General features: G+C 38.6%; 21 protein-coding genes and 2 riboswitches. Of the genes, 7 read left to right on the top strand and 14 right to left on the bottom strand.

Features of this window, described 5'->3' with window-relative positions:
* Positions 1-46 precede the first annotated feature (46 nt).
* Positions 47-1,267 carry a sensor histidine kinase gene (locus tag CEQ21_RS13625; protein ID WP_185764981.1) on the bottom strand — a complete coding sequence of 407 codons (1,221 nt, stop codon included), beginning with the start codon at positions 1,265-1,267 and terminating at the stop codon, positions 47-49.
* 231 nt (positions 1,268-1,498) lie between these two features.
* Between CEQ21_RS13625 and CEQ21_RS13620 the strand changes: the two genes are divergently transcribed.
* Entirely contained in the window at positions 1,499-2,536 is a 1,038-nt protein-coding gene (locus CEQ21_RS13620; protein WP_185764980.1) for a PTS sugar transporter subunit IIC, read from the top strand.
* Between the two features lie 43 nt (positions 2,537-2,579).
* Here CEQ21_RS13620 and CEQ21_RS13615 read toward each other — a convergent pair whose 3' ends face one another.
* Together CEQ21_RS13615 and CEQ21_RS13610 are read right to left on the bottom strand one after the other, a co-directional pair.
* Positions 2,580-2,867 (bottom strand): YxcD family protein, encoded by a 288-nt coding sequence (locus tag CEQ21_RS13615; protein ID WP_185764979.1) that lies wholly within the window; start codon positions 2,865-2,867, stop codon positions 2,580-2,582.
* Positions 2,855-3,298 carry a hypothetical protein gene (locus tag CEQ21_RS13610; RefSeq protein ID WP_185767274.1) on the bottom strand — a complete coding sequence of 148 codons (444 nt, stop codon included), beginning with the start codon at positions 3,296-3,298 and terminating at the stop codon, positions 2,855-2,857. Before CEQ21_RS13610 ends, CEQ21_RS13615 begins: the two co-directional genes overlap by 13 nt.
* Positions 3,299-3,803: 505 nt before the next feature.
* Here CEQ21_RS13610 and CEQ21_RS13605 point away from each other — a divergent pair.
* Entirely contained in the window at positions 3,804-5,240 is a 1,437-nt protein-coding gene (locus CEQ21_RS13605) for a flavin-containing monooxygenase (RefSeq protein ID WP_185764978.1), read from the top strand.
* Between the two features lie 47 nt (positions 5,241-5,287).
* Here the strand turns inward: CEQ21_RS13605 and CEQ21_RS13600 are convergent, their stop codons facing one another.
* From CEQ21_RS13600 to CEQ21_RS13590, 3 genes are all read right to left on the bottom strand, one after another.
* Complete coding sequence (locus CEQ21_RS13600; protein ID WP_185764977.1) at positions 5,288-7,765, bottom strand: DEAD/DEAH box helicase; 2,478 nt, start codon at positions 7,763-7,765, stop codon at positions 5,288-5,290.
* Positions 7,766-7,863: 98 nt separating this feature from the next.
* Positions 7,864-8,307, bottom strand: a complete 444-nt coding sequence (locus CEQ21_RS13595) for a VOC family protein (protein ID WP_185764976.1) — start codon at positions 8,305-8,307, stop codon at positions 7,864-7,866.
* 134 nt (positions 8,308-8,441) lie between these two features.
* Positions 8,442-9,407, bottom strand: coding sequence for an iron-hydroxamate ABC transporter substrate-binding protein (locus CEQ21_RS13590; protein WP_235907251.1), 966 nt, complete (start codon positions 9,405-9,407; stop codon positions 8,442-8,444).
* 211 nt (positions 9,408-9,618) lie between these two features.
* Here CEQ21_RS13590 and CEQ21_RS13585 point away from each other — a divergent pair, with 211 nt between their 5' ends.
* Both CEQ21_RS13585 and CEQ21_RS13580 read left to right on the top strand, forming a co-directional pair.
* Entirely contained in the window at positions 9,619-10,650 is a 1,032-nt protein-coding gene (locus tag CEQ21_RS13585; RefSeq protein ID WP_185764975.1) for a FecCD family ABC transporter permease, read from the top strand.
* The gene (locus CEQ21_RS13580) at positions 10,650-11,654 is read left to right on the top strand and encodes a FecCD family ABC transporter permease (RefSeq protein ID WP_419181617.1); all 1,005 of its coding nucleotides are present in this window, start codon (positions 10,650-10,652) and stop codon (positions 11,652-11,654) included. The genes CEQ21_RS13585 and CEQ21_RS13580 overlap by 1 nt, the downstream gene beginning before the upstream one ends.
* A 48-nt stretch (positions 11,655-11,702) precedes the next feature.
* Here CEQ21_RS13580 and CEQ21_RS13575 read toward each other — a convergent pair whose 3' ends face one another.
* Positions 11,703-12,365, bottom strand: a complete 663-nt coding sequence (locus CEQ21_RS13575) for a DUF975 family protein (protein ID WP_185764973.1) — start codon at positions 12,363-12,365, stop codon at positions 11,703-11,705.
* A 284-nt stretch (positions 12,366-12,649) separates the two neighbouring features.
* Between CEQ21_RS13575 and guaC the strand changes: the two genes are divergently transcribed.
* Positions 12,650-13,633: a GMP reductase gene (guaC, locus tag CEQ21_RS13570; RefSeq protein ID WP_185764972.1), complete on the top strand. Its 984-nt coding sequence runs from the start codon at positions 12,650-12,652 to the stop codon at positions 13,631-13,633.
* Positions 13,634-13,857: 224 nt separating this feature from the next.
* Here guaC and CEQ21_RS13565 read toward each other — a convergent pair whose 3' ends face one another.
* Positions 13,858-14,853, bottom strand: a complete 996-nt coding sequence (locus CEQ21_RS13565; protein WP_185764971.1) for a DUF3231 family protein — start codon at positions 14,851-14,853, stop codon at positions 13,858-13,860.
* Between the two features lie 240 nt (positions 14,854-15,093).
* Between CEQ21_RS13565 and acsA the strand changes: the two genes are divergently transcribed.
* On the top strand, positions 15,094-16,812 hold the full coding sequence (acsA, locus tag CEQ21_RS13560; RefSeq protein WP_185764970.1) for an acetate--CoA ligase: 1,719 nt from the start codon (positions 15,094-15,096) through the stop codon (positions 16,810-16,812).
* A 50-nt stretch (positions 16,813-16,862) separates the two neighbouring features.
* Here acsA and CEQ21_RS13555 read toward each other — a convergent pair whose 3' ends face one another.
* The 3 genes from CEQ21_RS13555 to CEQ21_RS13545 all read right to left on the bottom strand — a co-directional run bounded on the left by CEQ21_RS13555 (position 16,863) and on the right by CEQ21_RS13545 (position 19,260).
* A complete protein-coding gene (locus tag CEQ21_RS13555) occupies positions 16,863-17,597 on the bottom strand; it encodes an amino acid ABC transporter ATP-binding protein (protein ID WP_144455013.1) in 735 nt (244 codons plus the stop codon).
* Between the two features lie 17 nt (positions 17,598-17,614).
* On the bottom strand, positions 17,615-18,361 hold the full coding sequence (locus tag CEQ21_RS13550) for an amino acid ABC transporter permease (protein ID WP_185764969.1): 747 nt from the start codon (positions 18,359-18,361) through the stop codon (positions 17,615-17,617).
* 65 nt (positions 18,362-18,426) lie between these two features.
* Positions 18,427-19,260 (bottom strand): transporter substrate-binding domain-containing protein, encoded by an 834-nt coding sequence (locus tag CEQ21_RS13545; protein ID WP_185764968.1) that lies wholly within the window; start codon positions 19,258-19,260, stop codon positions 18,427-18,429.
* 103 nt (positions 19,261-19,363) lie between these two features.
* Positions 19,364-19,547, bottom strand: a riboswitch (Lysine riboswitch).
* Between the two features lie 667 nt (positions 19,548-20,214).
* Positions 20,215-20,314, top strand: a riboswitch (SAM riboswitch).
* Positions 20,315-20,462: 148 nt separating this feature from the next.
* On the opposite strand from CEQ21_RS13545, the gene CEQ21_RS13540 reads away from it, so the two are divergent.
* Positions 20,463-21,602, top strand: a complete 1,140-nt coding sequence (locus CEQ21_RS13540) for a 5-methyltetrahydropteroyltriglutamate--homocysteine S-methyltransferase (RefSeq protein ID WP_185764967.1) — start codon at positions 20,463-20,465, stop codon at positions 21,600-21,602.
* Positions 21,603-21,658: 56 nt separating this feature from the next.
* On the opposite strand, the gene CEQ21_RS13535 is transcribed toward CEQ21_RS13540, so the two are convergent.
* The 3 genes from CEQ21_RS13535 to CEQ21_RS13525 all read right to left on the bottom strand — a co-directional run bounded on the left by CEQ21_RS13535 (position 21,659) and on the right by CEQ21_RS13525 (position 25,245).
* A complete protein-coding gene (locus CEQ21_RS13535; RefSeq protein ID WP_185764966.1) occupies positions 21,659-22,933 on the bottom strand; it encodes a cation:dicarboxylate symporter family transporter in 1,275 nt (424 codons plus the stop codon).
* A gap of 139 nt (positions 22,934-23,072) precedes the next feature.
* On the bottom strand, positions 23,073-23,969 hold the full coding sequence (locus CEQ21_RS13530; protein ID WP_185767272.1) for a response regulator: 897 nt from the start codon (positions 23,967-23,969) through the stop codon (positions 23,073-23,075).
* Between the two features lie 10 nt (positions 23,970-23,979).
* Positions 23,980-25,245 (bottom strand): ATP-binding protein, encoded by a 1,266-nt coding sequence (locus CEQ21_RS13525; protein WP_185764965.1) that lies wholly within the window; start codon positions 25,243-25,245, stop codon positions 23,980-23,982.
* Positions 25,246-25,392 lie beyond the last annotated feature (147 nt).

The following is a 25,392-nucleotide window of genomic DNA, read 5'->3' as shown; positions in this document are numbered from 1 at the left end:
AGTGAAATCAAAAAAAGGAAAGGACTGGAGTCCTTTCCTTTTTCATTTAAGGGTTCTTCACAATCGGAAACTGTATCTTCACAGCTGTTCCTTCCCCTTTTTTACTTTCTATGTTAATTTTGCCGTTATATTTCTCCACAATATTGAAGCATATCATCATGCCCAAGCCTGTCCCTTTGCTTTTTAAAGAATAAAATGGTGTTCCTAATGATTGGACTTCCTCCTCTGACATTCCACAGCCATGATCAGTCACCTTTATTTCCACCATATCCTTTTGAATTTCTGATTCAATGAAGATCGGCTCACCATATGGCGATGCCTCCATCGCATTTTTCAATAAATTAATCATAAGCTGTTTAAACTCAATTATATTAACAAGAATGTAGCAATCCTTCTCTACGTGATGAAGAAAGATATTGTTATCCCGGAGAATCCCATAGGATTTCACAAGGTCTGTCACACTTTGAAGCAAGGATTCTACTTCGACCTTTTCCAATTTTATATCATTATCTGGCTTTGCCAGCATAAGGAACTGTGAAAGGACGTGCTCCGCTGTATTCAACTCGTCAATCATCAGACTGTAATTACGCTTTGAACCTTCATCCATTTTTTCCTCCTGCTGGTATAGCTGCAGGAAGCCTTTAACGACAGTTAATGGGTTTCTGATTTCATGGGCAACTGCTGCTGCCAATTGACCTGTAGTCTTAAGCCTTTCCGATTGCTGCAGCTGCTTATAATATAATTGCTGCTTCTTAATCCGTTCATATGTCAATAAAAAGATACAATATAAAATTGCTTGGCTCCCTAAAAAGTTAATAACATTACCTGGCACATTAACCCCTAACAGCCCAAACGTCTCTGCCTTGTCCATAAATAGAATATAGGCATAGCCTAAAAAGTAAAGACAAATATTCATTACTATGGAAAATATGAACAGCTGTTTATCAAAAAACAGAATAGAAATAGCTGGTATAAAACACACAAATATAAATGAAGACCATGTGTCAGGATACACATAAAAAATTGTATAAAAATAGGCAGTTCCTACAATGATGATCAAGAAATTAAGCCACCATCCGGAAATCTTTGGATACAACAGCAAAAGCCCAGATAATAGAACAACTTCCACCGCATTAAGATAATTCCCGAAACGCAGCCCTGCTGTTTCCATGAAGAAGCTTGCAACCATTCCTGAAACCATGAACATGATGATAAAAGCTATAACTCCATAATAAACCTTTACATTAAAATCCTTATATGAATTCATGTTTATGCACCTTTTAGTTAATTTCTGTACATACATAGTCTACCAAACTGGGAAGGGCTTGGATACGTCTTTCCAAATATTTCTTTTTGATTTTTCATCTAATTTTCACGTTATTTTCACTTTTATCACTTTTATACATACACGCGTTGAAGTATTAAAAAGTTTTTATTGACGCTCATCCATATATTTCATATAATTACACAAAAAAACAAGGGATGGGAGACTACAGGAATGAAAGATTTTTTCAATAAATTATTGACCGGCATCAGTATTGGGATTGTTGTTTCACTTATACCAAATGCATTATTAGGAGAGATTTTAAAGCTCTTAATACCATATATGCCATTCCTTCAGCATGTTTATGATATTACCGCATTCGTTATGAGCCTACTGCCTGTGCTTATCGGTGTTATGGTTGGTATTTCCTTTAAACTAACATCCATTCAAACAGCAAGTGTCGGGATTGCCGCAATGGTCGGCAGCGGTGTCGTGCAAAAGACAGCTGATGGATTATTTACCTTAAACGGAATCGGGGTTGTTATTAACACAGGACTGACGGCTGCTTTAACTGTTATTTTTGTCCGCCTAGTGGGTGACAGATTAAAAGCTTACGCCATCCTGCTTCTCCCAACTTTGAGCATTTTAATCCCAGGCATGGCTGGTTATCTCATACTGCCATACATAAAAAACACAACAGGACTTATCGGTGTTGGTGTCCAGCATGTCACAACCCTCCAGCCAGTCCTAATGGGCGCTGTCATTGCTGTCATCTTTTGTGTTATCATACTGTCGCCAGTATCGACAGTTGGACTTGCGACAGTCATCTCTTTATCCGGTATTGGTTCGGGTGCTGCTAATCTTGGAATTGTTGCAGCAGGCGTTGGTCTTGCTATTGCAAGCTACAAAGCGAATGCACTGGGAACGGCACTCGCTCATGTGCTTGGCTCGCCCAAAATTCAGATGAGAAACTTCTTTATGAAACCAAAAATATTGGTGCCAATGCTCATCACTGCCGCAGTATTAGGCGCACTTGCAGGTTTCCTTAATATTCAAGGAACACCATACAGTGCAGGATTTGGACTATCCGGACTAGTAGGTCCTCTAAATTATATGCACCTTGCTGATGGCGGCTGGACCTCCAAAAACATTACCATTATGATCGGCGTATTTTTTATCATTCCAATCTTTCTTAATATCGCTCTTATCTATTTATTTGCAAAAAAGCTGAAGCTTATTAAAGCAGATGACTATAAACTTCATTTTGATTAATAAAAAGAGTCGTCAAGGTTTCCTTGACGACTCTTTAGCTTTATTATCTTGTTACAGCAATAATCCCTTCCTCATCATCAAGCACCAATTTAATGCCAATGTAAGGATCAATATTCATATATTCTTCCATCCATAATCGTAATGCTTCAATGATGTTTTGGGCAATCAGTACTTGTTTTCGTCCATTAACATAGGACTCTGCTGAGAAGCCATAATCATCATCATACATTAACTCCACTTCGACCTCATCTGGACGGACTTGTTTTTTTCTTGAGATATATACACAGATTGCATTTATTATATCCTGCTCTGGAATAATCAGCTTCTCCAATTATCTGCTTCCTCTCTTTTTTTCTTTTTGAAATAAACAAAGATTTTTCTGATGACACTAATTAAGACAACAATAGCAAGCACATTGACAATCAGGCCTAAAATAGAGCCTAATACACCCATGTTTGCGAAGAGTCCGCCAAACAGCAATCCTGCCAAACCACCGATCATTAGGCCTCTCATTAAGCCTCCGCCAGAGAAGAATCCACGATTAGATTTAGTATTTGTTGTTGTATTGTTTGTTTGCTTTTTCTGGAAAAAAGAATTTGAGTTCGTGTTTGTATTTGTATTGCTGTTATTTGTGTTAAAGCTTCTCTTTCCTGACTTGTAGGATTTTGCCTCTACTGTTGTTGTCTGATCATGAAATACAACATTTCCAACAGGTGAAAAGATAAGACCGAGTGTTAATACCGCAGTTAAAAGTTTTTTCATCATTATGTTAATTCCTCCATTTTTATATTATATTGTGTTGTTTGGTCCTTCCATTTAACGTTCTTTTTATTATTCCCCCTTTTAAGAAAAACAAAAAACCTCTACCAGATTTGCGGTAAAGGTTTGAATAATAGACATATTTATCCCTTTACCATTGCGGCAAAGGTCTCGCAAACAACAATTCATGTTGCCAGTTTGGCCGGTGGCATAAATACTGCCACGTATTGACGACGTAACTGTTAGCTACTCCCCTTTGGAGTATGAAAATGTTCATGAGCAATAGCTCTATGATGATTATATTTTACTAAAAAATTAGGCAAACGTCAAATAATCTCCTTATTTTTGGGGTTAGTGGCTTAGTAACTAAAAAAAGAGTGAAAATTTAGACAAATTATCCATACAATAAACAAACAAAAATGATAATATATTTTCAAGGTACCTTATGTTAACAAACCTAACATGAATATACAAATGAAATGATTTAGTAAGGAAGGATGAGGAAAGAATGAGCTTAGAGGCTTTAAATGAACGAGTGAAAACAGACCTATCATATATAAACTTTGGCGGAACAGATTGGATACAACCTCGTTCTCATGAAGACGGGCATGTATATGATGCCATCATTGTTGGCGGTGGACAATCTGGCTTAGGAATCGCATTTGGTCTGTTGAAAGAACGTATCAGCAATATCCTTATCATTGATGAAAATCCAGAGGGCTATGAAGGACCTTGGGATACTTATGCAAGAATGGTTACATTGCGTACACCTAAACATCTGACATCAATAGACCTTGGTATTCCTTCCTTAACCTTCCGTGCTTGGTGGGAAGCACAGGTTGGATTACAAGGATGGGAGCAGCTTGATAAGATACCACGAGGAAGCTGGATGGATTACTTACGTTGGTATCGTAATATTTTAAATTTGCCTGTCATTAATAACACAAAGCTTCAGCACATTAAACCACTTAACGAAGGTCTTCATTGTCTTCATGTTTGTAAAAACGGAGCTGTTAAAGAAAAGCTTTTAGCACGAAAAGTTATCCTTGCAACAGGAATTCAAGGAGGCGGTGAATGGCATGTTCCCCATTTCATTTCGGAGTCTTTACCGAAAAGCCTTTACTCCCATACTTCAGAATCCATTGATTTCAATAAGCTCAAAGGAAAAAAACTCGCAATTTTAGGTGGAGGGGCATCAGCCTTTGATAATGCTAACTATGCCCTTTCAAAAGGGGCAAGTGAGGTACATGTATTCGTTCGCAGAAAGGAGCTGCCCCGCATTAATCCGATTAGACAAATGGAAGTGTCAGGCATGATTGAACGCTTTCCCGCCTTTTCTGATGAAGAAAAATATGCAAGTATGGCACATTTCTTCAAACATAATCAACCTCCTACCAATGACATTTTTGAAAGAGCTAGTAATTGGCCCGGCTTTCGTCTTCATTTAGGTGCTCCTTGGCTCCATGTTGAAGAAGACCAAGGATGTGCTAGTGTAACTACCCCTCATGGTAAGGACAGTTTTGACTTCTTAATAGTTAGTACTGGATTAATCACTGATCCTGCTCTACGGCCTGAGCTGAAATCAGTAGAAAAGTATATCGCTCGCTGGAAGGATTACTACAAAGCACCTGATGATATTGCAAATTCAGTGATTGATGCGCATCCTTATCTTTCTAACGGTTTTTCCTTTATCAGTAAGGACAAAGCTGGTGAAGCAATACTTTACGGTCTTTTTTCTTTTAATTATTCTGCTCTCATCAGCTGTGGTTTAGCCGCATCCGCTCTTTCTGGCATGCGCTATGGCATACCAAGAATTGTCACAGCTATAGCAGATCAGTTATTTTTAGATGACCGAAGTGAGAAGCTCCATGATTTCATATCCTATCATGTAGAAGAATTTGTAGGGGAATGGCCGAGAAAAGAGTCTGCCTCTGCATTGAAATAAAAAAACAGAGTCAAAGGATGGATACTAATCCACCACTTTGGCTCTGTTTATCTTATGAAAAAACACTCATTACATATCTTATGCTTAAAGCGATGCGGGAGCTCCTTCCCGCAAGTTTGACATTCATTACGGCGCAATTTCACCCCGGATTTTAATTGCTCATGGATAAGATCGCTTATCTCGCCCCGAATTCTTTCCCAATAATGGGCTTCCGTTGTTTTTCCTATCTTATATAAAAAGAGCAAATGAAGACCAACTGATTTGTAGGACAATTCCAATTCCTCTAAACTGGAATTATTAATGACCGGCTCTGGCAATTCACTATCTTCCACAATAGCCAGCATCTTCGCTTTCCACTGTGCTCTTAATAAAGGCTCATTCGCAGAAAATGGAAGCCGCAGAAAGGCAAATAGATCGTCCATTGAAAACCTAGCTTCCACCAAAGTATCCTTGATTATATCGTATAATAGCATTTCATCTGCTAAGGTTGCCTTTTTCGTTCCTTCTGGATTTTTAAAGTTCTCCCATAAATAGAAAAATAAGCTTAGACTGCTTGAATACTTTTGAAATCTTTTTAATACTGCAGAGGTAGGAGCGATTGTGAAGCCATGGATTTCCTCGTCTTTTTTCTCCAGCAAGCCCTTCATCATCTTAGTGTCACTCGCAAAGGCTACTCTTCCTACTTCATATAGACCTCTTCTGCCTGCCCTTCCTGCAATTTGTTTAACCTCTTGAGAAGTAAGGGTTCTCCGTTTCGTGCCATCAAATTTATCATTTTCCAAAAAAACTACCCGTTTGATCGGAAGATTTAAGCCCATCCCAATTGCATCCGTACAAACAATAACAGACGTTTCTCCATTGATAAAGCGATGCATCTGTTTTTTTCTCGTTTCAGGCGGCATGCTTCCATAAATCATACTCGTCTGTCTTCCCATCTTTTGAACCTGTGATGCGGTTTCAAGTACACCTCTTCTTGAGAAGCAGACAAGGGCATCACCTTTTCGCGTGTCATTTAACTTAAATGACGCTGTTTCTACCTGTAATGGCGTTTCCCTTTCATACTCCTTCACTTCAACATCAGAATCGCCTAACAGTTCCATTATTATCGTTTTCGCATGAAAGCTGCAGATAATATGAACTTCCTTTGCATTAGCCTTAGTAATTGCTCTGTACCAAGAAAAGCCCCTGTCCTTATCAGCAAGCATTTGGGCCTCATCAATGACAACTACTTCATAAAACTCCTTCTCGCGAAACATTTCGACTGTACAGGAAAGGTGGTTTCCGCCCTCTGCAAGCTTTTCCTCTTCTCCTGTAATTAAAGAACAAGGCACGCCATCACCGTTGAGTCTCTCATATATTTCCAGTGCTAATAATCTCAATGGTGCAAGATACAGGCCGCTTGCCGCTTCCTTCATCCTTTGTATAGCTTGAAAGGTTTTTCCTGTATTTGTTTCACCAACATGCAGCTTATATTGAATGTCTCGGCCAGCAGGTGGACTATATTCCGACCCGAATATATCCTCGAGCATCTTTTTTTCCTTCTCTTTGCGCTTTCTTTTCTCTTCTCTTTCCTCTCGTTCGCGCTGCTCTCTCGTCGTCCTGTCTTTTGTATAAATATTTCGATGCTGTTCTAAATCAAAGGGAATATCGATTAATTTTGTAAGGTCCTCAAGCCTTTCCTCAAGAAGATCCTCGAAAAAGTCTGAAGCAATATCCTGACTATAATCTGCAGCGATATCTCTTAAATAGGTTAAGTGGATAGGCTTATTTGTAACCTGCTGATATTCCTCCAACAAATGCTGCGGCAAATGTTGCTTAAGCCAATTTGGTCCAAAATCGTCTAAGTAAGCAGCAATCATATCTTCGTATGCCTCTGTCCTGTCCTCCACAAAATAAAACTGATTATAAGGCATATCTAACTCATTATATAAATACTCCTCAAACGAAACGTCATCTGATGATAAAACAATGCCATTCCCCTCTATTTCTATCTCCAAATGACATCCGATTAAATAACGCACATATACATATAGATCCTCATAATGTTCACCTAAAATCTGCTCAATATAATAAGCAAACTTACTGTTAAGCTTTCGGGTTCTTTCACGAATTTCTACATTTTCTTTCCATTCAAGAAACTTCACCCTAACATTATCATATAAAGCCTGCCATTCTTGCTCTTTCCTTGCATAAAGACTGTCAAGCCATCCTTCAAAATCATAAGGCTTTACGTCTCTTGTTTCCTGCCTGAACAGCTGCTTGATCATTTTCTTTGTTAAACCTTCTGTATCTATGCCCTTTTCTTCAAGGTATTCCTTTTTCTCTCTTCCTGATGACTCACTTCCAGCCATGTTAATCCATGTATTTAACCATATATGTTGAATAAACTCTCCTCTTTCACGCACATATTGCTCATAGGAAGGAAGTTTATCTTTTTCCTGCAAATATCTTTCTATATCCTCTATTATCAATTTCTTTGTTTTTTCTATTGATTTGTCGTAATATCCCTCTAGTAGTCCGCTCATCTATATAACCTCTTCACTTATTTCTTTTCCTTAGTCTCTTTCAATTAGGAAAAATCAATTCAAAAAAGACCATATTTAATGGTCCTTTTCCTAATTTCTTAGTTGATGACAAGCATATCTGTTTCATCAAACTCCCAGTCTGGCCCATATGCGACTTCCCAGTAATAGCCGTCTATATCTTTAAAGTAGCCTCCATATCCTCCCCATGATGTCTCCTTTGGAGTTTTGGCTATTTCCGCACCTGTCTCCGTAAGCCTTTTAAAAATATCATCTACCTCTTCTACCGATTTTGCATTATATGCAAGGGTGAATCCTGGAAAACTTTTCCCATCAGTAACAATGGGAGGATTCTCCTCATTAATATCCTTTGCCAAAAGCTCAAGAGGAAACAGCTCCAATTTAGAGCCCTGATTCTTAAAGAAAACTATAACAGGCTCCTCATCCGTACCAACTACAGATGCTTGAAATCCTATAGCTTTGTAAAAGGCTAACGAGTCTGCTATATTTCTTACCCCTAATGCAATTAAATTAATTCTATTCATAAGGCTCTCCTCCTGACATTGTCTATCTTTATTTATTTCGATATCCAGGATTGATATCCCTTTGTTTACAGAAGGTCTTTCCTATTTATAAAAAAATAAAGCACATTCCTAAAATCAGAAATGTGCTTTCCTTATTATTTCGTTAAGCTTTCTACAACATCATCAATGATTTGTGTATTAGCAATAGATCCAGAGTATAACCAGCTAGTATCTGGGCCATATTCATAAATATTACCATTTTTCACTGCCGGAATGTTTGACCATAATGGGTCTTTTAGCGTTTCAGCACTGTCGCCGTCACTGTTAATCAAGAATAAGTGGTCTGCATCAAGCTCTGCAAGCTTCTCAAGGGAAATAGAAGACCAGTTACCAGTTGCAGTTTTAGAAATTTCTTTTACTACTTCTGGTACTGCTAAACCTAAATCACCGTATAGTACTGCGCCACTTGATACATTTTCACCAACGATAAACAATTGTCCGCCCACTAGCCAAATAGCTGCTGCAGATTCATCCTTTGCAGCATCCTGAATGCTTGCCTTTGCTTCTTCTGCTTTTTTATCGTAATCAGCCAAAACTTGTTTTGCTTTGTCTTCTTTACCTATTACTTCTCCAACTGTTTCCAGTCGTTTTCTCCAATCATTGTTGTTTTCTTCTGAAACAACATATGTTGGCGCGATATTTGAATATTGCTCATACTTTGCACCTTCAACAGTAGCAGCAGAAGTCATCAGCAACAAGTCTGGATTGAAGCTTGCAACAGCCTCATATGGAAGTTCAGAATCAACTGTAGGAACATCCTTCAATGATTCTTGTAAGTAAGCCTGTACACCTTCACCATCTCGAATAGACCATTGTGCTGCAGGTGTAACACCAAGTGAAACAAGCTCATCCTCTAAATAAGAACCGATTACTGCTTTTGGTTCTGCTGGAACTTTAACTTCATGTCCCATAGCATCTTTTAATGTACGGTCTTTTGCTTCTTCTGTTGTATCTGTTTCTGTATTCTTATCAGCATCACTATTATTGCCGCAAGCAGCTAATATAGCAAATACAAGTAATAAACTAGCAAATAAAAGCGATTTAGCCATTTTCTTAGTCATCTATGTACCCTCCTGAGTGTTTATAATCACATTATAAGTGATAACAATTATCATTTTCAATAGACTATGTATTTTTTTATCATTTTCTAGTAAAATTTATTTATAAAATCCGACAAATTTTTTACAGCCCATGAAAGACATTTTTATTTTGTTCTAAATTTACTATTATTATAAATTAATTTTTGAATTCTGGTCAGAAAGTTGGTCCAATATGAAAAAAAACAAAACGGGTGTCACAAAAGATATTTACAGGCCAAAAACAGCTGCTGCTGTCATCTTTTTAGGCCTCGCCCTCTTGCTTGTTACAATGTGCTTATCCATTATATATGGAGCAGCGGATATCAGTGTTTCAACAGTGTGGCAAAGTATCTTTCAATATGACTCCCAATCTACTCAGCATCAAATTATTCACAGACTTCGCTGGCCACGGGCCGTTGCAGCTGCACTTATCGGGGCATGCTTGGCAGTGTCAGGAGCGATTATGCAAGGGATGACAAGGAATGCCCTTGCTTCCCCGTCCATTATGGGTGTAACAGCTGGAGCAGGGTTTATGATCGCAATTGGGTTTGCCTTTTTCCCGTCTGCTTCTAATGTAATGCTTCTTTTCCTTGCATTTTTAGGTGCAGGACTGGGCATTATGCTTGTTTTCTCTATTGGGGCTTTATCAAAAAGAGGACTTACACCAATTAAGCTTGCTCTGGCAGGCTCTGCTGTCACAGCACTTCTTAGTTCGATTTCAACTGGTATTGCCCTTTTCTTTGATATAGCAAAGGACATAAGCTTTTGGTATGCTGGCGGAGTTGCCGGGGTTCAATGGATAAGTATTAAATTGCTACTACCAGCGGCAATCGTGGGGATTCTAATTGCTCTCTTTATCAGTAGATCAATCACTGTTTTAAGCTTAGGTGAAGATGTGGCAGCAGGTCTTGGACAGCGCACAGGAGTTGTTAAATTCCTTGGTACTATCGCTGTTTTACTATTAACAGGTGCAGCAGTTGCAGTTGGAGGTACAATCGGCTTCGTCGGTTTAGTTATTCCTCATATAGTACGGTTTATTGTTGGTCCTGATTACAGACTAATCATTCCTTGTTCGGCTGTCATTGGTGCACTGCTATTAGTTATATCGGATGTTGGTGCACGTGTCGTCAATCCGCCCTTTGAAACACCATTAGGCGCCATTACAGCTTTGATTGGCGTACCATTCTTTCTATATTTAGCTCGTCGTGAAGGGAGAGGATTATGATGTCACAACCTAAACGCTTTATTATAACCATCACAGGTCTAGTTTTCGCCATCATTCTTGTTTTCTTCCTCAGCCTGAATTTGGGTGTTATTAAAATTTCACCTGCTGAAGTGGTGCAGACCATCCTTGGAAATGGATCACCGCAAAGTATGAATATATTGTACAATTTCCGGTTACCACGAATGGTTATTGCCATTTTAATAGGGATGGGTATGGCTATTGCCGGAGCAATCCTGCAAAGCGTCTCTCGTAACGCCCTTGCAGATCCAGGCATCATTGGCATTAATGCCGGAGCAGGATTTGCTGTAATTTTATATATTTTCTTCTTCCAAGGAAGCTCCTTTAGCACAGGTGCTGCGTCTGTTTTTATTATGCCTTTTTCTGCGCTGCTTGGTGCATTAATTGCTGCTGGTCTCATATATTTGATTGCATGGAAGGACGGCGTCTCCCCTGTACGCCTTGTACTTGTGGGAATCGGTATCAACTCAGCGTTTGGTGCTCTAATTATTATCTTCCAACTCATGATGGACCCAAGAGATTTCAAACAAGCAACCATCTGGCTTACAGGAAGCATATGGAGCGCCAGCTGGGATTATGTTTTTGCTGTGCTCCCTTGGATTTGCATTTTTGTTCCATTAGCCTTATATAAATCACATAAACTGAATTTATTGCAGCTAGGAGAAAATACTGCTGCCGGACTTGGAGTTTCAATTGAAAAAGAAAGAGGTATCCTTCTGTTCATATCAGTTGCTCTCGCTGGAGCCTGTGTATCAGTTGGCGGAGGAATTTCCTTTCTTGGATTAATAGCCCCACATCTTGCAAGACGAATTATCGGTCCAAGACACCAAGCTCTCCTTCCAGTCGCTGCTTTAATAGGAGCATTTTTGCTGCTGGCTGCCGACACAATCGGGAAAAACTTAATGGCACCAACAGAAATACCAGTAGGACTTGTTGTTTCCTGTCTCGGCGCACCATATTTCATTTATCTTCTTATTAAAGATTAACCATTAAAAAAGGAAAAGGCGTTCTATGCCTTTTCCTTTTTTACTTTTTTATTCTAATTCTTTTTTCTTATCTGCAATATGTTTATCGTAAAAAGCACTAAAAGTTGTGCTCATATATGGCATAAGCCAAAGCAGGCCAATTCCGAAAGTAATTATCGCCAGCAAGCCCCAACCAATAAAGCTTAGGCAAAGCAGGAAGTAATTCCATTTGAGTCCAACCATACGTTTACGACTTTCCGTAATTGCTTCAAATATTGATAACTCAGGATTATCCCTCAGTAAATAATATGTTTGGGAGTAGGAAATCGATTTAATAACACCTGGTACGAATAATAGCAAAAACCATAAAAACAAGAAAATACTTTGCATAATGGATGTTCCAATAATCTTTAAGCCAATCCCTAAGTCCTTATAAGGATTAAAAACATCTGAAATCTTTGGTCCATTACCACGCAGTAAATCTAAAAAGTACCACATCAATGCAATAGAAAGTGGAAGAAGCAGCAGCGAAATAAGTGTGCTCACTAAAGTAGCTCCTATAGGGGTTGTATCTTGTAAAAGCCATGCCTCAAATCCCCCGCTAAGCGGAACTTCAAAAAAAGCCGGAATCATACCACTTATAGCAAACACAATTACAGTAAGCAGTACAGATGCTCCCCATTTGCCTCTTAATGTATTTAAAGCTTCCCTTTTTAGGCTCAATATGTTCATTTAGTTAACTCCTCCTTAAAAGATAAATTGTAACAATTTTTTACATAATAGTATATAAATTTCCCCGGAAATATCCTCGTTTCGTCATTTTATGACAAAGACTCCCTCCACCTTATAGGCATTCTCCAATATATTGTATTCATTGGGATACAAGCTAGAACAAAATATATATCCACATAATTATCAAAAAACTTTGACATACTGTTAAAAATGAGTTAAAGTACCTTATGGACGAACAATTTTAAATAAACATTATAAAATATTCGTATTTAGGAGTGTAAACCATGGATAACGTATTTGATTACGAAGATATACAGCTAATTCCCGCAAAATGTATCGTAGAAAGCCGTTCAGAATGTGATACAACTGTAACATTAGGCGGACATTCTTTTAGATTGCCAGTTGTTCCTGCAAATATGCAGACAATTATAGATGAAAAGGTTGCTGCATACTTAGCGGAAAATGGATATTTCTACATTATGCATCGCTTCCAGCCAGAAACAAGAAAAGCATTTATTCAAGAAATGCAAGGCAAGGGCTTTATTGCTTCAATTAGTGTTGGTGTTAAAGAAGAAGAATATGGTTTTGTTGAGGAGCTTGCTTCATTGAGCCTCATCCCAGAATTCATTACAATAGATATTGCACATGGCCATTCAAATGCCGTAATCAGAATGATCAAGCATATTAAACAACATTTGCCTGCAAGCTTCGTAATTGCTGGTAATGTCGGTACACCTGAAGCTGTCAGAGAGCTTGAGAATGCTGGAGCTGACGCGACGAAGGTCGGTATTGGACCTGGTAAGGTTTGTATCACTAAAATCAAAACTGGCTTTGGAACTGGCGGTTGGCAGCTTGCTGCACTTCGTTGGTGTGCAAAGGCTGCAAGCAAACCGATCATTGCAGACGGTGGTATTCGCACACATGGAGATATCGCTAAATCCGTTCGCTTCGGTGCTTCAATGGTAATGGTTGGTTCCCTATTTGCAGGACACGAAGAATCTCCTGGGGAAACATTTGAAAAAGATGGTAAGCTATTTAAAGAATATTTTGGTTCTGCGTCTGAATTCCAAAAGGGAGAAAGAAAAAACGTCGAAGGCAAAAAGATGTTTGTTGAGCATAAAGGCTCCCTTCAAGATACATTAATTGAAATGGAGCAGGATTTACAATCATCCATTTCATATGCTGGCGGCAAAAAGCTAGATGCAATCCGCAATGTAGATTATGTGATTGTTAAAAACTCCATTTTCAATGGTGATAAAGTATATTAATAATGCTAGAGCAAGCTGTCTTTTGACACTTGCTCTTTTTATTGTTTCATGTGAAACAAATTTTTGTCCTTTTCGACAAAGAGCCTCTATTTTAATAAACTCGATAATCACATAATTTTTAAAAAACCATCTACTTTGACGGCAATACCCCTTACATGTGAGCAAGCATAATTACAAAAGCAGGCAACTAGGAAATACCTAGCTACCTGCTTTTGTAATTATGCTTATTTTGCTTTCATCTTAATAGTTTGCGGTGGCTCTTCCATCCACCCATGCTTAATCATCAGCTTTGCACCTTCATGTCCATATTCAAAGACATCCTTCATGATAATCGAGAACTTTGCCGGTAAATCATTTCTTAAGCTAAAAGCTGTACCGAGCGAATTTCCGCCTAAGGAAAAACTGCAAAATAAACTGATACAATACATCATAATTTTATCGGAAAAAGGCGGAACAGTAGAGGTTGTCACATTCCCTCCAGAAATACCAGGAAGCTGAGTATCATTTTTTAAGATAATATCTCCTAAGCCTCTGGCAATCTCCTTCGCTAGCTCTCCTCCCTTAGCAAAATAATTACTTACTTCTTTTTCTTCGGCACATTGAGAAAATCCATTTATCACCTGTAATCCAATTAAATTCGTTTCAACCGCATGAAATAGATGAGCGATTTCAACTGTATTTAACGACCTTTTCTCACTGAAAAAATCATTCCCGCTTAAATAACCTTTTTGCTCTACAAATTCAACTCCCTCTTCAACCGCAACATACGGTGCTCGTGGAAGCAACCCTTTTTCAAGCAGATATGTGTTACAACGTTCATAGTACCTTTGTGTTATGATTGTCAGTTCTCGAAAAAACTCCATTATGTCACTTCGATATGCCATTGTTAGGTTAAGTGTATGCATGCCCATGCTAATCTCTTTAATTAGCCTGATAAACATAATGTCAAAACCATTATCAAACAGCTTTGGTGCTTGCAAATCTACATCCTTGCTTGTAAACCCAACTGGAACAGGCACATTCTCTTTTTCATAAATTTTTTGTATTTTTCCAACAAAAGGAGTTATTTCCTTAAGTAAATCAGTCATAATGTCCTTTGCTTTTGGATCATCTGCTTGTTCAATGAAATATTCTAAAAACCTGATAATCATTGTCTTTTGTTGATAACTCATCCAAAGAATACCTATTTCAGATGAAGTGATTGAGGGAGTCGTTTTCATGTATACCTCCAGTTTTAGGTTTCAGTCGCTGGTGTTATCCTAACTGTTTTATTGTGTTTACTATCATTGTTTACTTTTAAGTAAAAAAAATACCCAAACTAGTTAATTTGACTTTTGTTTCGTTTTCGTTATTTTATGTAAAATAGTCATAATAAAGCGTTTTCACCATTAGAATTGTGTATATGGTTTTTTGTCAGTTAGAGATTCAGCCAAACTATGTGAGGAAGGATGATTTATCCGATGAAATTGGAAGCGTTTCCACCTGTTAAAGGCAATTATAATCTTCAAAACTATGAAGAGATGTATGAAAGATTTCAATGGCAGCAAGCAGAGAAGCATTTTTCATGGCATACAACAGGAAAAGTCAACTTGGCTTATGAAGCGGTCGACCGACACGCAGAAGGTTCAAGAAAGGATAAAGCAGCCCTATGTTATCTCAGCAGTACAAGAAATGAAACCTATACCTTTAACGATTTAAAACAAATGACAAATAAGGCTGGCAATGTCTTGAGAGCTAAAGCTGGTGTTAAAAAAGGAGACCGAGTATTCATATTTATGCCCCGCTCACCTGAGCTCTATTTCGCTTTATTAGGTGCGATTAAAATCGGTGCAATTGTCGGGCCCTTATTCGAAGCATTTATGGAGGATGCAGTCAGAGACCGTCTTTACGACAGCTCCGCTAAAGTTCTCATTACAACACCAGAATTATTGGAAAGAGTGCCTGTTCAAGATCTTCCTGCACTTGAGACAATCTTCCTTATTGGTGAGAATATTGAGGAACAAGGTCAGTATGTTGACTTTCAAAAGCATTTTCAGGATGCCTCTGCACAGCTTGATATTGAGTGGGTAGAAAGAACAGATGGTTTGATTCTTCACTATACTTCTGGTTCAACAGGAAAGCCTAAAGGAGTTCTGCATGCTCATAATGCCATGATTCAGCATTATCAGTCAGCGAAATGGGTGCTAGATTTGCAGGAAGATGATATTTACTGGTGCACAGCTGACCCCGGCTGGGTAACAGGCACTTCATATGGTATCTTTGGACCTTGGCTGACTGGTACAACAAATATTGTAGCTGGGGGAAGGTTTAGTCCTGAAGGCTGGTACAAGACAATTGAGTCTTTCGGCGTAACTGTTTGGTACAGTGCACCTACTTCCTTCAGAATGCTTATGGCCGCAGGTGAACCTGCCCTAAAACGCCATAACCTCACCTCTTTACGACATGTATTAAGTGTGGGCGAACCGCTGAATCCAGAGGTTATTCGTTGGGGGCAGGATTCCTTCAAGAAAAGAATTCATGATACGTGGTGGATGACGGAAACTGGCGCACAGCTTATCTGCAATTATCCATGCATGGAGTTAAGGCTTGGTTCAATGGGCAAACCACTGCCAGGTGTTGAGGCAGCCATCCTTGATGATGAGGGAAATATCCTTCCGCCGAACCAGATGGGCAATTTGGCCATAAAAAGAGGCTGGCCATCCTTAATGCATACTATCTGGAACAACCAAGAAAAGTATGACAGCTATTTTCCTTTCAATGATTGGTATGTTTCAGGCGACAGTGCTTATATGGACGAGGAAGGGTATTTCTGGTTTCAAGGCCGTGTTGACGATGTTATCATGACCGCTGGGGAAAGGGTCGGACCTTTCGAAGTCGAAAGCAAACTGATTGAACATCCGGCTGTTGCAGAAGCAGGTGTTATCGGCAAACCTGATCATATTAGAGGAGAGATTATTAAGGCGTTTGTAGCTCTTAATGATGGCTATACAGAATCCGATCAGCTGAAGGAGGAGATTCGGCAGTTTGTCAAAACTGGCTTAGCAGCACATTCTGCCCCAAGAGAAATTGAATTCTGTCAAAAAATACCTAAAACACGAAGTGGCAAAATTATGCGCCGTGTCTTAAAAGCATGGGAGCTTGGTCTTCCTACTGGCGATTTATCTACATTAGAGGATTAAAAAAACACCTCCAAATGATAACATTTGGAGGTGCAATGAAAATATTATGCTTATTTTAATGTGCGCTTCAAGAATTCCTTTGTACGCTCTTGAGTTGGGTTTAAGAAGATTTGCTCAGGAGTGCCTTCCTCTGCAATAACTCCCTTGTCCATAAATACTATTCTATCTGAAACCTCTCTAGCAAATTCCATCTCATGAGTAACAATCAGCATTGTAAGTCCTGATTCAGCAAGCTCCTTCATTACTTTCAATACCTCGCCAACCATTTCTGGATCAAGTGCTGATGTCGGTTCATCAAACAGCATAACATCTGGCTCCATTGACAGCGCTCTTGCGATAGCAACACGTTGTTTTTGACCGCCTGACAGCTGTTTTGGCTTCGCATTTACGTAACGATCCATCCCTACTACTTTTAAGTATTTTAGCGCTATTTTTTCCGCTTCCGCTTTTGAACGCTTCAACACCTTGACTTGTCCTACTACGCAGTTGCTTAAAACATTATGATTATTAAAGAGGTTGAATTGCTGGAATACCATTCCTAACCTTCTGCGATAAGCTGAAATATCATGCTTATCATCAAGAATGTTCTCCCCCTTGTAGATTATTTGCCCGCCGCTTGGCTTTTCCAAAAGATTGACACAACGAAGAAGGGTCGATTTTCCGGAACCTGAAGAGCCGATAATGCTGACAACTTCTCCTTTTTTAACTGAGAAGTCAATGTCTTTAAGCACTTCATGGCTTCCAAAGGCTTTGCTTAAATGCTGAATCTCTATGACTTTTTCCATAGTATCTCCTCCTTCTTTTATTGCTTCATCCCTGGCTGTGCATCCAATTCCTCGCCAAGCATTTTATAGTTATCTGGTCCTTCTAATTTTCTTTCAATATAAAGCAGTACTCTTGTAACGATAAATGTCATAACAAAGTAGATAACACACGCTACAAAGAACGACTCAAAATATCTGAAGTTATTGCCTGCTACTGATTTCGTCATGAAATACAATTCAGAAACAGAAATAACGTTCAATACAGAGGTATCTTTAATATTAATAACAAACTGGTTGCCTGTTGCCGGCATAATATTGCGAATAACTTGCGGCAAAACAACATTCATCATTGTTTGGAAATGATTCATACCAATTGCTTGTGCTGCCTCAAACTGCCCTTTTTCTACAGAGACAATTCCACCGCGAACAATTTCCGCCATGTATGCCCCAGTATTGATTGACACAACAATCACTGCTGCAAGCATTACATTCATATCTATATTAAATGCCATTGCTGAGCCGTAATAAATGACCATTGCCTGTACAATCATTGGCGTTCCTCGGAAAAACTCAATATATATAGAAAGTATGATATTAATCACTTTAAGAATAAATTTCTTAAATCCGCGCTCCGGCACAGGTATTGTGCGGACAATTCCAGCGATCAAACCGATTGCTGCTCCGATTATTGTACCGATTAATGCGATAGTGAGCGTCATGCCTGCACCGCGCAGGAACATCGGCCAGTTTTCGGTAATAATTTTTACGATCCATTCAAAACTCATCGTTCTCCTCCTTTACTCATCATAAAACCGACTGCACAAAAAGACAGCCGGTTTTATTGTAATCATTATTTTGCTGCAGGTTGGTTTACAATTGCATCATCCATGATTTTCGTACGGTCTTCTTCTGAGATACCTTTCAGTACTTCATTTATTTTATCTTTAAGATCACTGTCTTTTTTCAATCCTACAGCAATTGCTGTATCATCCTCAGATGTTTCAAAGCCATCCTTGAACTCAACCATTGCAAAGTTTTCATTTGCATTTGAAGCACTAACTGCCTCTGGACGTTCTGTAACATAGCCATCAATAACACCAGACTCAAGAGCAACACGCATTGCCGGGAAGTTGTCCATTGCTGTCTGTTTAGAAACTCCTTTGATTTGGTCGATAACAGAGTAATGGAATGTATTTAGCTGTGCTGTTATTTTTGCTCCTTTAAAGTCTTGAATAGATGTTGCTCCTTCATATTTACCGCCTTTTTTAACAACCATTACTAAGTTGGACTTGTAGTAGTTATCTGTAAAGTCGATTGTTTGTTTACGTTCTTCAGTAGGAGACATACCTGCAATAATTGCGTCAATTTTGCCTGAAGTCAATGCTGGAACAAGTCCATCCCATTCTGTTTTAACAATTACTAGTTTTTTACCTAAGCCATCAGCGATTTTTTTGGCAATCTCAACGTCATAGCCACCTGCGTATTCAGAAGTGCCATCAATTTTAACCGCTCCGTTAGAATCATCATTTTGTGTCCAGTTGAATGGAGCATAGCCCGCTTCAAGTCCTACTTTAAATGTATCTTGATCATCCCCGGATCCGGAGCCATTGCTTGTACCGCACCCAGCCAAGAGAATAATAGCTGAAAGTAATAATAAAAATAGTAGTGGTGCTTTTTTCTTCATTTTGTTTTCCCTCCACATGATATGTTGGGCCTCTAAACAAAAAGCGACCTGAGATACACTCAGGTCGCAATATATAGTTGCCCTAAAGTCCTCTCTTTTTTCCAATTGAGATAGCACAACTCAATAAACTGGGAGTTTATTGAGACAGTCCTGCAGCTATTGACTGCAGACCCAGCAAGCAATTTTGAGATAAATTGCTCACTTCGGCGATATTTCCTTCTCTTTAGCATCATTGCCTTCTCAAGCTCCGCTTAAAGACTGTTAAATATCGCGCCTCTACCTCACTGACAAAAGTGAGGTCTAATATATTAAGTTTATACCTTTTAGGTTATAGGAAGGAGCCTAATCTGTCAACCTCGATTTCCGGAGAATATAATGGAAATTCTGTGACAGAGCGCCCTTTAAATGTGCATTTTCAACATTTTCTATTAACCAAAGATGCACAGATTGAATCTACCTTAAACACCTGAGTAAATTGAGTAGAGAGACTAATATGCAATAGCCCTTATGGCTTCTGATATAATACCTGACATATCATTTATGGAATGAAAATTCACCAAAGAGCGTCATTATTGAATGCACTGACTGGCGCTGTTTTGCACATTATCACATCTGCTGTTTTCGTCTCTTCTGTGTTGTATATGCATTCACAGAGTAAAAGTCAGTTAGATTTGTTCCTACTCTATACTCTGCCTGGATAGAGTATTGCTCCTAGCTACCCCGCTCAACTTATCTGAGCCGGAAATTTTTTATCGAATATAAAACAGCGGAACATCTGCAGTCATTTGCTCTTTGCAATTACTGATTCATAGGAAGTAATTTCCCATCCTTTTTTGCTTTGTAAACTATTTTAAAATTAATTCTGAAAATTCAGTTGACAAATAAACCCTTAGCGTTTAAATTAATATACAAGATTAGCAATTGGTTAATCTACTTAAAGTGAATAGCAAAATTATCTTATCTAGAGAGGTGGAGGGACTGGCCCTTCGAAGCCTCAGCAACAGGTTACTTTAACACTGTGCTAATTCCAGAAAGCAATGCTTGAAGATAAGAAGAGACCCGAACTCGTTCATTAAACCCTCTTCTTATGATTAAGAAGGGGGTTTTTTACTGGATACATAGTTAAAAAATAGTTTTTACCAGACCGAAACTAATGTTTATTTAACTAAAAATACTAATCATAAAGAGAGAGGGTTTTTCATATGTCAAATAAAATTCCATTCCGCGCAGATCACGTTGGAAGCTTACTTCGTCCGCAATCACTACTTCAAGCTAGAGCAGATTTTCAAGCAGGAAAAATCACTGCTGATGCCTTGTACGAAATTGAAACAAAAGAGATTGAGCGAATTATTAATAAGCAAATTGAGGCAGGTTTAAATGTAGTAACTGATGGAGAATTCCGCCGCAGATTTTGGCATACTGATTTCCTAGAGCAGCTTAATGGGATAGAGGGTTTCGTACCAGATAAAGGCTATCCTTTCAGCAAAGGGGAAACAGAGCGTTACACAGTCCGTAACAAAGGTAAAATTTCTTTCAACCCTGACCATCCGCAAATTAAAGATTTCGTGCTTTTTAATAAGCTAGTTGATGGCCGTGCTGTAGCGAAGCAAACGATTCCTAGCCCTAATCAGCTATTTAATATCGGTATTCGTGACAAAGAAACATATCCAGAACTTGAGGAATTCACGAAGGATATTATCCAAACATATCGTGATGCCATCCAAGCCTTTTATAATGCTGGTGTTCGTTATCTTCAGCTCGATGATGTCTATATTGCTGGTCTGTCCTCACCAGATATTCCATTCAATGACGGTGAATACTCAAGGGAAGTCCTGATTGAGCTTGCCCTTCGTGTCATCAATGAGATACTTGAAGGCAAACCAGAGGATTTATCTGTAACAACGCATTTATGCCGTGGTAACTACCGCTCAGACCATGCTTTTTCTGGCAGCTATGACATTATTGCACCAACATTACTTGCAAAAGAAAAGGTTGATGGCTTCTTCCTCGAATATGATGACGAGCGTTCAGGTACATTCCAGCCTTTAAGCCACATTCCAAACGATGGAGCAAAGGTCGTTCTTGGTCTTGTCACATCTAAAACAGGAGAATTGGAAGATAAAGAGGCTATTAAAGCACGCATTAAGGAAGCCTCCCAATACATTTCCCATGATCAGCTTTGCCTAAGCCCGCAGTGCGGCTTCGCTTCAACCCATCATGGCAATGAACTGACAGAAGAGCAACAATGGGAAAAATTGAAATTTATCGCGGATATTGCAAAAGAGGTTTGGGAAGACAAGGAAACAAGCTTGACTGCTGCAGGTAACGCAGAAAAAGCATAATGTATAAAAAAACTGGCCTCCTTTTTATAAAGGAGACCAGTTTTTCTACATTATCCTTATGCAGTCTTTTTAAAAGTAGCATAATACTTGTCTTTTTTCGCTGTATCAAAACGTCCTTCCCACTTGGACATAACAACTGCTGCCAAAGAGTTACCAACAACATTAACAACAGTACGAGCCATATCAAGCAGTCTGTCAATTCCGGCAATAAATGCCAAGCCTTCTAGAGGAATGCCGACAGTACCTAAAGTCGCAAGCAGAACAACAAATGATACCCCTGGTACACCTGCGATACCTTTTGAAGTAACCATTAACACAAGCACTAACGTTATCTGTGTTGTAATACTTAACTCAATGCCGTACATTTGGGCAATAAACAAAGCTGCCAGTGCCTGATACAAGGTAGACCCATCGAGATTAAAGGAATAGCCTGTTGGAACGACAAATGATACAATATCTTTTGGACACCCAAACTTTTCCATCTTTTCAATTACTTTTGGCAAAACACTTTCTGAGCTTGATGTAGTATAAGCCAGAAGCATTTCTTCCTTTAATACTTTCATAAGGTGGAAAATATTAATACCAACTAGTTTTGCAATACCGCCAAGCACCACTAGAATAAAGAAAATCATTGTCGCATAAACAAGAATCATTAGTTTTCCGAGTGGCAGTAATGACTGAATACCGAATTTGGATACAGTAACACCAATAAGGGCAAATACTCCAAATGGAGCAAATCTCATGATAAGATTTGTTACCCAGAACATTGCGTCTGCAACACCTTCAAAGAAGGCAAGCACAGGTTTTCCTTTATCACCAATCGCAGCGACACCCAAGCCAAAAATGACTGAGAAGAAGATAACCGCAAGCATATCAGCATTTGCCATCGCTTGGAATATATTGCTTGGAACGATGCTCACAAGAATATCCAACATTCCATGGCTTTCAACTTCCTTCGTTGTCTCCACATATTGGTCGATATTACCTTTTGCTAGTGAAGACATATCAACACCATTACCTGGTTGGAAGATATTTGCCGCCAGCAAACCTACGATAATGGCAATTGTTGTGACAATTTCAAAGTACAGTAAGGATTTTCCGCCAAGCTTTCCTAGCTTCTTCAGGTCACCAGTGCCGGCAACCCCTATCACTAATGTAGAGATAATGATCGGTACAACAATCATTTTGATCATGTTAAGAAAGACAGTCCCGATTGGCTGTAAATATTTCTCTACACCAGGATTCCCGTAAAATACTGCTCCAACAATGATCCCCAGCACCAAACCAACAAGAATCTGGTAGGCTAAAGTAAACTTAAACTTTTTCTTCATTATTTTCACCTCTTTTGTGTTAAACCTTAACGTCATCAGTCAGGATATAACACAGTTTACAGGCTACTTATAGAATCCGACAAAATCCTAAATTTAATTGTTTTTTAATATGTCTAAATTTTTAAAATTTTAAATTATTCTAGTGTGTTTTATTATATTTTTCTAAAGTTTCTAGATAGAGTACTTGAAGGAATTTTTTAATATTAACTTTCACCTTTGCCGTGTCTCCTCTGCCCTCTTGGATATGAATCATATGAGTTCTTATTTCCTGAAAATCAAAGTAGCGAGGAGCATAATATTCAAACTCTGGATTAGTATAGTCAATAGCACCTAATGATGCGAGGTTATTAATGGCAGTCAGAATCGTCCTGCGAATGCGCTGCTCAATTGCCTTTGTTTCTTTTTTGACATCCGCTAAAGACGCTCCGCTCCGTCCAGCAAGCTTTTCATATAATTCCTTTAAAGGTGGCAGTTGCGGCGAATGACCTCGTTCGTTTACTAAATATTCAATGATGGAAATAATATCATCACTGCCTGCTTCGCCGATAATCCCCATATAGTTAAGGGTTGATAACACAATCTGCTTAACACTTTGCGGCTTTTGCAATGTATTGTTTGCAAGTCCAATGTTTGCAAGCGACTCCTGAATTGTCAGCAGCGATTCCTTCAGTCTGCACTGTTCAACTATTTTTTTTAGAATACTTTGCACTTCAATCCGATTGATTGGCTTATGGATAAAAAACTCTACTCCTTTTTTATATGCCTCTCCAACCATCTCTTTGTTCACAATTTGCGATATCATCACAAATTGGCCTTCATAGCCTTCCCGTTTTAACAAATCTATCGTTTCTATTCCGTCCATTTCTGGCATAAGCAAATCTATTAAAACAACATCAGGGTGCATTGTCATTATCGCTGATAAGCATTCCTTTCCATTATCAGCCTCTCCAATAGCAACGCCAAGGTCTTCTTCCTCTATAATATTCTTTAACATCGTTCTGCTCGCCTTGTCATCATCTACAATATAATAACGCAGAATTATCAACTCACTTTCTTAATTGTTCCGTTGGTATAGAAATCCGGAAAATTGCGCCTGCTTTCGGTGTTTCTACTTCTATGCTTCCATCCAGTTGCTGAACAATTTCTTTAACATGAGATAAACCGATACCAGTAGCGGCAACACCTTTATCATTAAACTTCGTCGTATACCCTGGTTCAAACAGGATCGGCACGTCCTCTTCTTTTATGCCTGAGCCTGTATCTTCCACAACAAAGCAGGTTTTTTCGCTTATTTCTAATAAACTTATTTTTATGATCCCCTTACCTTCAATAGATTCTACAGCATTTGCAGTTAAATTATTTAAAAGGGCCAACACAGGGATATGCTTTTCTGTCTCATAATCTGAACTGAGCTTCAATTGGAAGGAAATTGTTTTCTTTAAATATTCCCCATACTTTTCATTTGCTACAATAACCAGTCTCAATATCTCAGAAAGTGTTAAGCTGTTTTCCTTCTTTTGAGACGTAATTTTGGAAATCCCCGCTAAAACCCGTTGAGAGTCTTTTTTGACTTCATGAATTTCCTGGGCAATTTTGAGTGCTTGCATGCTTAATGACAGCTCTTCTCTTTTCTTCAATTTTTGATATAAGTCATAGCTTGAGGCTGTTATTTTTTCGATATGATTCATTGATTTCTGTAAATAGAGTGCTTCTGCATATAATTCAGATCCCACGCCAAGCATTTCCTCCACTCGCTTCCTCTGTTCTGATACAGTTATAGATGCATAAAGACCAGCAACAAAGAAGCTGCGGAATAAAGCTACTGCACTCATAAGGGCCCAGCTCCAAAAATCAATATTTATATTTTCTTCGATTTCATAACGCAGCAGCTGCTCTGCCGCATTCCCTAAAAATTCAAATAGAAATGCCCATGCTCCTAAATGAAATGGTGATGATTTATATCTTTCCACTTTGATGATATGAAAACCAAGTGCATAGATAAGGTAAAAAAGAAAAGCAGGAAAATGGCTGATAAAGCTTGGTAAAAATTCGCCATTTCGCAAAATCATATCCTCTAATGTTCTAATGATAACAATTGTACTTGCAGTAATGACTCCTGCCTTCCATATCGTTTTTGGAGGCCATATCAATATCAGCATAAAAAAAGTAATGCCGCCCAAACCGAAACGAAAAGCTTCTCCATCAAAGGGAACAACCTTTATTTCACTGGCAATTGTGGTAAGTACTGCAATTAATGTTATTACAACCCGGTTAGATGGGAATTTACTGAAAATTTTATTGCCAATAAGCATTTCTTTCTCCTATTAGTTTCATTTTTTCTTACAAAGAATAGATTGCCCTTAATTATACTTCTCCTGCGGCAACTATTACAGCAGCATATTTTTAACATTAATGATTATGAATACTGCTTCGGTGATAAACTAAGCCGATCACACAGA

It is taken from the genome of Niallia circulans (genome assembly GCF_007273535.1).
In the GTDB taxonomy this organism is placed as follows: domain Bacteria; phylum Bacillota; class Bacilli; order Bacillales; family Cytobacillaceae; genus Niallia; species Niallia circulans_B.
This window is presented reverse-complemented; position numbering and strand designations above follow the sequence as displayed.